At 64.4% G+C, this 9,833-nt stretch carries 17 protein-coding genes; 1 reads left to right on the plus strand and 16 read right to left on the minus strand.

What is annotated here, in order from left to right; translation table 11 throughout:
- Window positions 1–4 precede the first annotated feature (4 nt).
- The 11 genes from WG903_RS09855 to WG903_RS09905 all read right to left on the minus strand — a co-directional run bounded on the left by WG903_RS09855 (window position 5) and on the right by WG903_RS09905 (window position 5,432).
- Entirely contained in the window at window positions 5–646 is a 642-nt protein-coding gene (locus WG903_RS09855; protein WP_340074770.1) for a dihydrofolate reductase family protein, read from the minus strand.
- Window positions 643–1,062: a hypothetical protein gene (locus WG903_RS09860; protein WP_340074772.1), complete on the minus strand. Its 420-nt coding sequence runs from the start codon at window positions 1,060–1,062 to the stop codon at window positions 643–645. The genes WG903_RS09855 and WG903_RS09860 overlap by 4 nt, the downstream gene beginning before the upstream one ends.
- A gap of 54 nt (window positions 1,063–1,116) precedes the next feature.
- Entirely contained in the window at window positions 1,117–1,587 is a 471-nt protein-coding gene (locus tag WG903_RS09865) for a DM13 domain-containing protein (RefSeq protein ID WP_340074773.1), read from the minus strand.
- The gene (locus tag WG903_RS09870; protein ID WP_340074774.1) at window positions 1,584–2,009 is read right to left on the minus strand and encodes a DUF3052 domain-containing protein; all 426 of its coding nucleotides are present in this window, start codon (window positions 2,007–2,009) and stop codon (window positions 1,584–1,586) included. The genes WG903_RS09865 and WG903_RS09870 overlap by 4 nt, the downstream gene beginning before the upstream one ends.
- A gap of 2 nt (window positions 2,010–2,011) precedes the next feature.
- On the minus strand, window positions 2,012–2,344 hold the full coding sequence (locus WG903_RS09875; protein WP_340074776.1) for a DnaJ family domain-containing protein: 333 nt from the start codon (window positions 2,342–2,344) through the stop codon (window positions 2,012–2,014).
- 4 nt (window positions 2,345–2,348) lie between these two features.
- On the minus strand, window positions 2,349–2,735 hold the full coding sequence (locus WG903_RS09880; protein ID WP_340074778.1) for a nucleoside deaminase: 387 nt from the start codon (window positions 2,733–2,735) through the stop codon (window positions 2,349–2,351).
- Between the two features lie 7 nt (window positions 2,736–2,742).
- Window positions 2,743–3,114, minus strand: coding sequence for a DUF2784 domain-containing protein (locus WG903_RS09885; RefSeq protein ID WP_340074780.1), 372 nt, complete (start codon window positions 3,112–3,114; stop codon window positions 2,743–2,745).
- A 24-nt stretch (window positions 3,115–3,138) separates the two neighbouring features.
- Window positions 3,139–3,453, minus strand: a complete 315-nt coding sequence (locus WG903_RS09890) for a YdhR family protein (protein WP_340074782.1) — start codon at window positions 3,451–3,453, stop codon at window positions 3,139–3,141.
- A 162-nt stretch (window positions 3,454–3,615) separates the two neighbouring features.
- Entirely contained in the window at window positions 3,616–4,266 is a 651-nt protein-coding gene (locus WG903_RS09895) for a glutathione S-transferase family protein (RefSeq protein WP_340074784.1), read from the minus strand.
- A 9-nt stretch (window positions 4,267–4,275) separates the two neighbouring features.
- On the minus strand, window positions 4,276–5,145 hold the full coding sequence (locus WG903_RS09900; RefSeq protein ID WP_340074786.1) for a hypothetical protein: 870 nt from the start codon (window positions 5,143–5,145) through the stop codon (window positions 4,276–4,278).
- Between the two features lie 11 nt (window positions 5,146–5,156).
- Window positions 5,157–5,432: a hypothetical protein gene (locus WG903_RS09905; RefSeq protein WP_340074788.1), complete on the minus strand. Its 276-nt coding sequence runs from the start codon at window positions 5,430–5,432 to the stop codon at window positions 5,157–5,159.
- A gap of 322 nt (window positions 5,433–5,754) precedes the next feature.
- On the opposite strand from WG903_RS09905, the gene WG903_RS09910 reads away from it, so the two are divergent.
- Window positions 5,755–5,910, plus strand: coding sequence for a hypothetical protein (locus WG903_RS09910; RefSeq protein WP_340074790.1), 156 nt, complete (start codon window positions 5,755–5,757; stop codon window positions 5,908–5,910).
- Window positions 5,911–7,136: 1,226 nt separating this feature from the next.
- Here WG903_RS09910 and WG903_RS09915 read toward each other — a convergent pair.
- The 5 genes from WG903_RS09915 to WG903_RS09935 form a co-directional block, all read right to left on the minus strand.
- Complete coding sequence (locus WG903_RS09915; protein ID WP_340074792.1) at window positions 7,137–7,574, minus strand: hypothetical protein; 438 nt, start codon at window positions 7,572–7,574, stop codon at window positions 7,137–7,139.
- 169 nt (window positions 7,575–7,743) lie between these two features.
- On the minus strand, window positions 7,744–8,109 hold the full coding sequence (locus WG903_RS09920; protein WP_340074794.1) for a hypothetical protein: 366 nt from the start codon (window positions 8,107–8,109) through the stop codon (window positions 7,744–7,746).
- Window positions 8,110–8,484: 375 nt separating this feature from the next.
- Complete coding sequence (locus WG903_RS09925) at window positions 8,485–8,865, minus strand: RidA family protein (protein ID WP_340074796.1); 381 nt, start codon at window positions 8,863–8,865, stop codon at window positions 8,485–8,487.
- A 16-nt stretch (window positions 8,866–8,881) separates the two neighbouring features.
- On the minus strand, window positions 8,882–9,394 hold the full coding sequence (locus tag WG903_RS09930; RefSeq protein ID WP_340074798.1) for a hypothetical protein: 513 nt from the start codon (window positions 9,392–9,394) through the stop codon (window positions 8,882–8,884).
- A gap of 26 nt (window positions 9,395–9,420) precedes the next feature.
- Window positions 9,421–9,792, minus strand: coding sequence for a cupin domain-containing protein (locus tag WG903_RS09935; protein ID WP_340074800.1), 372 nt, complete (start codon window positions 9,790–9,792; stop codon window positions 9,421–9,423).
- Window positions 9,793–9,833: the final 41 nt, after the last annotated feature.

Consider the following 9,833-nt stretch of genomic DNA (forward strand, 5'->3'; position numbering starts at 1 on the left):
GCGGCTACTTCCTTCGCACGATCATGTGCGTGGCGCGCTCGCCCGGCACCGTCTCGGCGACCGCATAGCCGAGCGCATCGAGGTCGAGCCCGGCGAAGAGGTTCTCGCCCTTGCCGAACAGCACGGGGCGCACCGCCAGGTGCATCTCGTCGACGAGGCGCGCTTCGAGGAACTGGCGCACCGTCGACGTGCCGCCGCCGATGCGCACGTCCTTGCCGGCCGCTGCCGACTTGGCGCGCGCCAGCACCTCCGCGACGCTGCCGCTGACGAAGTGGAACGTGGTGCCGCCCTTCATCACCAGCGGCCGGCGCGCGTGGTGCGTGAGCACGAAGGCGGGCACGTGGTAGGGCGGCTCCTCGCCCCACCAGCCTTTCCAGCTCTCGTCGGGCCACGGCCCACGCACCGGGCCGAACATGTTGCGCCCGAGGATCCACGCCCCGACGTTCTCGAAGCTCGCGGCGGCCATGCGGTCGTCCACACCCGTCTCGCCGCCTTCCTGCCCCTGCATCGCACGCCATGTGCGCGTGGGGAAGAACCACTCCATCATCTCGGGCCCGCGCACGCCCAGCGGGTTCTCCAGCGACTGGTTGGGGCCGGCGCCGTAGCCGTCCAGCGTGAGCCCGAAGGCGGCGACGCGGACTTTCATGCGGCGGCCGGTTTCGTGCGGTACATGAACGCCGCCACGAGGCTCACGAACACCATCACCGCGCTGTCGAAGATGATCTGCTTGACGACCGTGTCGGCCGGCATCGGCTGCACCACGTAATAGATCGTGTAGGTGGGAATCGTCGTGAGGAAAGCCACCGCGATGCCGAAGCGCACGCCTTGCGCCACCCACGGCTTGGCCTCCGCGCCGCGCGAGTAGATCCACGTGAGCGCGCCCGCGAGGAACACGTGCGCCAGCAGCATCAGCGGGAAGTACTTCTGCGCGTCGGCCTCGGGCCGGAACAAATTGGGCAGCCGGGCATAGTCGCCGTGCAGCAGCACGCCGTGCACGACGAAGCTGCCAAGGAACCAGGCGATGAACACCACCAGCCAGGCAATGAAGAATCTCTTGTCCATGGGTTGAGCCCTCCGCGCGCGGTTATCCCATCCGGGCGCTCGCCCGTCAAGCATTCAGCGGTATTGCGCGGCGGTGATGAACTGGCTGAAGGTCTCGCACCAGATCACCACCGTGGTGTAGCGGTTGACGTCGATGCCCGTGGGCACCGGCACGATGAAGTTCTTGAAGGTCTTCACGTCGCCCACGCGCACCATCTGCGGCTTGAGGCGCTTGAAATCGGCTTCCGTCTCGACGAAGGCCGGCGAGAGGTACAGCTTGTAGTCGGGGCCGGGCGCGACTTCGCCGGCCAGGCCGATGCTGCGCGCGCCGACCGTCACCGTGCCTTCGCCCCAGTGCAACAGGTCGCTGTCCTTCAGGTCGCGCCGAAAGCGCCCCTGGAACGAAGGGCCGGCCGCGACGTGCGCTTGCGCTTCCGCGGCCGAAGGCTCGGGCGGCGCGATGAGGATGGGCAGCGCATACACGCCCAGCGCGAAACCGATGGCCAATGCGGCCAGGTGCGAAGCGACGAGCAGCAGGCGTTTCATGAAGGCACAGTCGCGGGGGCCCGCAATTCCTTACGCACGACCAGCTTCAGGCCCGACCAGGTGTCGTCCACCGCGCAGACCTTGATGTCCACGAAACCGAGCGGCAACGCGACTTCGCGCACCGTGTCCTCGGTGATGTCCGTCGGCACCTTCGATGCCTTCTTGGGCCACGACACCCACACGGCCGCATCGGGCGCGAGGGCCTTGCGCAGCGCCGGCAGGTACTTCGCGAGCATCGAGCGCTGCATGGCGAACACCTGCACGATGTCGGCCTGCGCGTCGGCTTCGTCCGTGATCGTCACGCCCTCGGGCAAGGGCTCCAGCAGGCGCGCGTAGCCCGATGGCGCGTGCAGCAGCGCGACGCGGCTGCTCTCCTTGATCCCGAGTTTCTTCGCCAGCGGCGTGCCCGAGTAGCCGGCCATGGCTACAAGCTGCGCCTGGCGCGCAGGCTCTCCAGGCGCAGCGCGATCTTCTGCTCCAGCTCGCTCAGCATGCGCTGCAACGCCTGGCGTTCGGATGGCGTCGCAGCGCCATCGACTTGCGCGCGCAGCTGCGCCCGTTCGTGGAAGAGCGCGATCTCCGGTGGGGCGAAGCCGGCGTCCTTGAGGATCTTGAAGGCCTGCCGCAACTCCTCGGGCGTTTCGTCCCAGCCTTCGCGCTCGGCGAGCGGCTTGCCGAAGCTGGGCGCGGCCTTGAGCTCGCCCGACTTCAAGGCCTCGGCGAGGTGCTGGGCGATCTGTTCGTCGAGCGTGGGCATGCGGTCAGCCTCCTATGCGGGGCGGGCCCGCGTCGATGAGCGACGGCCCGAAGTACATGCGGCTCACGCCGGCTTCGGCCGCCGCGGCTTCGCACAGCGGGCAGGGGCGCGACGTGGAATAGAGGACCGCGCCGGCCAGCTGCTGGCGGCCCAGCCTGCGGCGCGCGTCGCGAATGGCTTCGCGCTCGGCATGCGCGCTGATGTCGTTGTTGGTGACCACACGGCTGGGGCCTTCACCGACGATGGCGCCATCGAGCACCAGCACCGCGCCGTAGGACTGGTCGCCGCGCGATTCGGCCAATCGCTTCATCGCGTCCGCGGCTTCGTAGAAACGGCGCTGCGGCGACTGGGCCAGCGCCTTGCCCGCAACGCCCGCGGCAAGCGCAGCCAACACGGCCCTACGGCTGGTGTTGCGTGCGGCGCCAGAGAAGGAAGCCATAGATCGCGGCATTGACCCCGAGGACGACCGCAGCGAGGACGACCTGGACGTCGCTCGTGAGGCCCGATGGGTAGATCATAGGCAAGAGGTAGCGCTCGACAAAGCTTTCGCGGTAGCCGGCCTGGCCGGCCGACTGCCGGAAGGCGTTCTCCACGTGCGTCAGCGGGCAGATGCCGCCCGACAGCTCGATGTACACGCCCCACGCCGCGGCCGGCAGCTGCAGCCACGGCACCCAGCGCCAGCGCAGCGCGAGCAGGGCGCCCAGCAGCGCGAAGGCGATGAAGGCCAGGTGCAGGACGAGCGTGGCGTCCGCGGCAAGGCGCGGGAGCATGTCAGGCGCCGGGCGCGGCCGGTCCTATTCGTCGATGACGATCTTGCCGGCGATGTTGTCGACGACGAGCGGGCTGTCGAAGTAGGTGATGCTCGGCTCGGTGCCGTACTTCTGCTTCACGAAGTCGCGCCACGCCGGCGTGTAGAGCGCCTCGGCGTCCTTGCGCGAATTCCAGAGATAGATGCCGCCTGCCGTGCGGCCGTCTTCAGACAGCACGTAGTGCTTCTTGGCCAGGCCCGGCACGTCGCGGTACTTCGGCGCCGTGGTCTTGAAGATGGCCTTGGCTTCGTCCAGCGTGATGGCCTTGGGCAGGGTGAACGTGGTGACGGAGATGATCATGGGCGGCTCCTGGGAGGCTGGCGAAACCATAGCCGAGAAGCTGGGCGCCTGCAGAAGTGCGCCGGCGTGACCCTGGATAGCAAATGGGGCAGGGGTCGGGCCCGCGGTACTTGTGGCCGCGGGAGCAGGTCTTCCAGCCGCCGGCGTTGGGTTGGGGCATGGCTACTCAGCCGGCGGGCGGGTGTTGACGGCCAGCTGCGCGGCGAAAGCGCGCTGGTAGGCCGGCCGCGCCTCGCCGCGCGCGACATACGCGGCCAAGTTTGGAAACTCTTCCAGCACGCCCGACGGCTTGACCCGCAGCAGCACCGACACCATCAAGAGGTCCCCCGCGCTGAACGCGCCATCGAGCCAGTCGGCATTGCCCAGGCGGTCCGCCAGCTGGCGCAGGCGGCTGCGCATGCGGTCCTGGACGAGGGGCAGGCGCTGCGCGGCCCAAGGCTTGTCGCGCTCCAGCAGCTTGGCGTTGGCGAATTCGAGGATCGGCGGCTCCACCGTGTTGAGCGCGGCGAACATCCACGTGATCGCGCGCGCCCGTGCGTTGGCGTCCGTCGGTAGCAAGCCCGCGTGGCGCTGCGCGAGGTGGAAGACGATGGCGCCGGTTTCGAACAGCGCAAGATCGCCTTCCTCGAAGGTGGGGATCTGCCCGAAAGGATGAATCGCCAGGTGCGCGGGTTCCTTCATCGCCTGGAACGAGACCAGGCGCACCTGGTACGGCTGGCCCACCTCCTCGAGCGCCCAACGCACGCGCGTGTCACGCGCCAGGCCCTTGCCTCCGTCGGGGGAGCGGTCGAAGGCGGTGATGGTGATGGGCATCGCGAAATCCTAGCGGAGGGATTCGCCTTCCGTCCCGGCTGCCTTGGCAGGTGCCGGCTGCTCACCCTGGAAGCCAGGGCGAATGAGGAAGAACAGGACCGCGCCCAAGGGAAACGCCAGCGTGAATATCCACGGCGCGACGGGCCCCGCCTTGGCGAATGCGGCACCGAGCAGTGCGAACGCTACGGGGTGGACATCCCACGCGCCCGTCGTCCAGTTGAAGGTGAACTGGACGAATCCGATGGCAACGAACAGCAGCCATAGCCATTTGCGCCTCGGAATCTTCGCCCTGGCGCAGGCGACGAGGGCGTAGATCACGAACAGGGGAATCGCGATGGCCAAAGCGAAAACGACGTAGTGAAGAGGCCCCTTGCCTTCGAACGTGAACGCATTGGCCACCGCGAGTGATTGCCGGTTCGGCACGAGATGGAGGCCCTCGAGCGTCAACTTGCCGTCCCTGCGCTCCAGCAAGGTGGCCACCAGGAGCCAACCCCCTTGATACTCGTATTCGAACGTGAGGTTGTAGGTGGTGACCGAATTGGCCCGCATGGTGTTGGCGCCCACGGTCCGCACGGACTTCGGTTTCTCGGCCGGAATGAGGCCCGCCATCTGCTCCAGCTTTGCGCGGGCGTCGGCGTTGCGAAGGTTGGGCCCGAGGCGCGGCTCGATCGAGGCGAAGTCCCGTGCAGCGAGCTTGGCGACCACGTCCTTCGCGGCAGCTGCCTCCTCGGCCGGCACCAGCTTTTCGAACATCGCGTCCTGATCGCAGCCGGCCAGCAGCAAGATGGGCAGCAAGAGCGCCGCGATGGTTCTTTGGATGCAGGCAGAGAGAAACGTCGATCGCATGCGCGGACGCACTTGGGCGTCCGTGTCGAACAACCCGCTAGGCGTCACTTCTTCTTCTGCTGGTCGAGAAGCTTGCGGTAGTCCTCTGACATCTTGTCCATGAACTCCAGCGCGGCCTTGTACTGCTTGGAGTGGAACTCCATGAGTTTGTCGTATTGGTCCGCTGCCATGGCGAACGGAACCCCGGCACTTCGCATCGAGTCCATGAGCGACTTCTGCGACTTCATGACCAGGTCCCAGGCCTGATGCGCTTGTAGCGCCGCCGTGCGGGATTGCTCCCACAGAGTCTTGGCCAAATCAACTTGAGCCTTGTCAAACATGATGTTCTCCTGTGAAGAGCAGAGATGGCGATTGTGATGCCTAACGTCGGAGTTGACCGGCGACCGAGGAATAGGAGCGTAGAGGATGTCCTTGGGCGCCCGTGTCGAGCGACCTGTTATGCCGCAGTTTCTCCCGCCACTGAATGAGGATATTTAGCACTGCGCCGGCCACAGCGGCCATTGACACAAAGAGCACTACCCCATCGACAAAGCCGCGAGAGGTACTGAGTGCCACCAGGAACAAGAACTGGGCTAGCGCGGCGCTCGCGGCGAGGCAGACCGTGGCCTTCCACCCATGCAACCCTGCGCGTGCGGTGAATACATGGACAACGCCGCTTACAAGGGCGGCAGCTACACCCCCGGCATAGGCCACCAGCAACCCTACAAAGATGAAGAAGAAGTACGCGCCAGCGACCATAGCACCGAACGTTGCTTCTGGCCGACGGACATCGGTAAGCGCCACGGCAACGCTGAATAGGACCCCGCCAATCAACGGACCGAAGACCAAGTAGGCGGCCATCACGCGCCACCAACTCCATCGTTGAATCTCAACGGTGTTGTTGTGCGGCATAACGTAGAAGTGACCGGCAACCAAGGACTTCGGAGCGCCGCAGGCGCGGACGCCCCTGAGCGTCCGTGTCGACTGCCTTGTTAGACCGCATCTGTCTTGCGTCTCCTGAGAACTAGCACTAGTACGTGGACAACAAGGCCCACAACTGCGAGGGGTGCTGCGACTGTCAGCATAAACCAGCCACTGAGTTCACCTGCACCTAGACCTGAGGCTATGACTGCGCCGCCAATTAGCGCGCCGAGGAACCAGAGAAAGGCGATCACCGGAACCCTGCGACTCCAAAAATTGCTCGAACCAGAACCGTTCGCTTGAACATCTGAACTTGGTACCGGCTTCCAACCGTCTGAACTAGAGAACGAGGCGCCGCAGTGCGAGCACAACGTTGCTTGGGCGCTCAACGCGCCGCCGCAGTTCGGACATACGTAGACAGGGGACGGATTCACTGCGGTCTAACGTAGAAGTGAGCAGCCCCCACGGAACGGAGCGCACGCAGTGCGCGGACGCCCGTGGGTGTCCGTCTCGACTGCCTGGTTAGAGCGCACGGTCAACATAGGCAATTAGTCCCTCGGTCAGACACTGGAGTTCAAGTGGATGGTACCGAACCGCAGCCTCCTGCTCCGGTGCACCGCGCGCAATCCATTCTTCACCTGCTTTCCTCTGGTGCTCGAGAGAGACGTCCTCGTAAAGTTCGTAGTAGTACCTCGCGCGTTCGAACACAAACTTGTAGTCGCGCAAAATACCGTTCTGTGAAGTCCGTATGACCAGGTATTCGGTCGCGTGCGAACGTGAGAACTTCATCTTGCGCTAGCTGCGGCAGCTCGCCCCAAATTTTGTTGTAGTCGTGCGTACGTGGTGGCTCAACTCCGGAGGCGAGACAGGCCGCCTTCAGGAGCACTTCGAACGACAAAATTCTGATAATCGCTTGCGAGTCAGATTTGGCCGAGAGTGAACTTGCCAGAATATCGGCGTCCGCAAGCCGATCGATGGCTTCCGAATGCATGCGCACCAACCGGTCTCGCATTGCGCTCTAACGTCGGAGTTGACCGGCACGCAGCGGCATTGCGTCGCGAGACGTATGCTCTCGCGCACGGCTCGCGGCGCAATGCCGCTGCGTGTCCGCGTCGACCGACCTGTTAGGCCGCAGCGCGCGTGGAGAATAGGACGATGACGGCATAGATTCCGACAATCGGAGGAACCAGAAACTCGAACAGCGCGCGAACCTTCGAAACGGGGCGCACAAAGATGCCGGACACGTGCAGGAAGGGATGATGCTTCTCGAAGAAGGACTCCATGTGCATCGCTCGGTTCCCCGCATCGTCGTCCTCCACTTCATCACCTCCTGGTGCTTGCCACGCCGCGACAATTGAATCGCGGATTGCGACCTGCCACGAAGTGAAGTCCGACAGCGCGTAAACCAAGAATGCAGCCAGGTAGTAGAGGCATACCAATCCGAGGAGTACAAGGATGATGCGCTGTTCTTGCGCGTTGAGCGATATTCCAAGTGCTGTGATCTGGGTTGGAAGCAGCCCGCCTTGCGCGATGGAAATGCCTAGCATGGACACCCCCAACAAGGACCGCCTCTCCTTTCGAGTAACGTCGGAGAGGGGATCGCGAAGACGTACGGTGTCGGGGGTGGGCTCGGGCAAAGTAGTCGGCATCCGTACTGCGGCCTAACGTTTGACATGAGGGGCGGCCGCAAGCAAGCGAAGCTTGCTTGTGGACGTCCCCTCGATGGAAGGGTTAGGCCTCGGCATCAAAGGTCATAGACGAGGTGGCGAAGGCTGCGACTGCAACAACGAAGGGAAGAACCATTCCTGCGGTACCAAGCGGAAAAACGTATGGATTGAGTATGGCGATGCCGGGCAATGGCAAGACAAAGCTTAGTGCGAACGCTAGACCAACAAGCGCGACGGTGATGCCTACGGGTTTGACCATCGATGATCGTACCCAGACCAACCCTGAGAGTGCGAGCGAGCCAACAATGAGGACTACTTGTGCTGCCGCTGCGCCACCCCGACCCATATGGGAGAAGTATTGAATGCCGCCGAGCATTCGGCCGTGCTCAAGGAATGCCCAAAGAAGCGTACCCGAGAAGGCGAGCCACATGAAAAATTGAAATGGAGGGCGTCTGGTCATTTGGTTCTGCGTCCTTGGGTGATGACGAGCGGGAGTTTCCCGAGGCCTAACGTGATATAGCCCGCAAAGCAGCCGAATAACAAACCCGCACGCGCATAGCCAAGCCTCCGCTTTCTCTTCTAAGTGCTGGATTTATATCAGCGTTCTTCGCGAACACCGAACAGCGCGAGTCACGAAATTGCCGGCGAAGCCGACTCCAGTGCGGCATAACCTGGGCCGCAGTCGTCTAACACTTCGCTTAAGTTGTTGAAGGCATTTGCATTTCGCGGGATTGAGCCTCCTAAACAGCCGACAAAACCCGCAATCCGCCCTCTGAATGAACGAGATGCGGTCCGCTGTTCCGCCTCAAGCCTCCGCCACCGCCGCGATCGAAACCTTCAACCCCGGCACCCGCACCGGCAACTTCGCTCCCTGCCTCGCCGGCGGGTTCGACGGAAACCACCGCAGCCACTCCTCGTTCATGCCCGCGAAATCGTCTTCGTCCGCCAGCACGACGGTCACGCTGGCCAGCTTGTCCATGCTGCTGCCCGCCGCCTCCAGGATGGCCTGGATGTTCGCCAGGCACTGGCGCGTCTGCTCCTGGATCGTCGTGCCCTTGATGGCGCCGGTGGCGGGGTCGTGCGGCGCGGTGCCGGACACGAAGATCAAGCCGCCCGCCTTGACGGCTTGGCTGTAGGTCGGCGGCGGCTTGGCGGCGTTGGGGGTGAAGACGATCTGGCGGGCCATGGGCTCTCCTGCGCGCTTACGCCGGCACCTGGCCGAGCATTGGCTTGTCCACTTCGGCCTTCAACCAGCGGATCTGGAAGAACAACCCGATTGCATACGCGACCAGCAGCGCGGCATAGACCGGCTTCAGTCCCGGCGCCTCCGCATTCGGGAACACCGGCGCACCCACCGGCAGGCGCGTCAGCGTCTCCGTCACGCCCGGGATCAGGTGGAAGACGAAGGTGGCCGAATAGCAGATCGCCTGCAGGTAGCGTGAGCGCCGGCCCAGCACGCCCGTGAGGTTGGCGACATACCCCAGCGCCATCGCCAGCAGCGTGAAGATCGCCAGGCCATGCGCGGGGTTGAAGCCGCCGTGCTGGAAGATGCCCAGCGCCGTCGCCGCGGCAACGAACGTGCTGGCCAGGTACACGCGGCCCAGCGTGTTCTGCAGCGTGATCTCCTTGTAGCGCGCCAGCGCCCAGAAGCCAGCGACGAGGGCCGTCATGCCTGTGATGGTGTGCACGACGCCGAGCGGGGTCAGGCCGAACATGGGTTTCTCCTCGTGATTTTGATTTTTCAGACGGGGCGCAGCTGGTCCGCGATGCTGCGGGTCTTGTCGGTCACTTCGCTGCCCGTGTGCTGCGTGGTCTTGCGCTCGATCAGCATCACCAGGCATTCCTCTTCGGCCACCGGGTTGTGGCGCACGCCCTTGGGCACCACGAACGCTTCGCCTTCCTTCAGGTCCACGGCGCCGGCTTCCATCTCGATGCGCAGCTTGCCCTTCAGGATGAAGAACAGTTCGTCCTCCTCGTCGTGGCTGTGCCAGGTGAGCGTGCCCTTCACCTTGGCGACCTTCACGTAGGAGTCGTCGACTTCGGCGACGACGCGCGGGGACCAGAGTTCGCGCAAGGCGGTGGCCACCGCCAGGGGAGAGACTGCGTCGGGCATGGGAACCTCCACCGGAGGCCCCGTTTATACGCCCAGCCCGG

This window comes from Ramlibacter sp. PS4R-6 (assembly GCF_037572775.1).
GTDB lineage: Bacteria > Pseudomonadota > Gammaproteobacteria > Burkholderiales > Burkholderiaceae_C > Ramlibacter.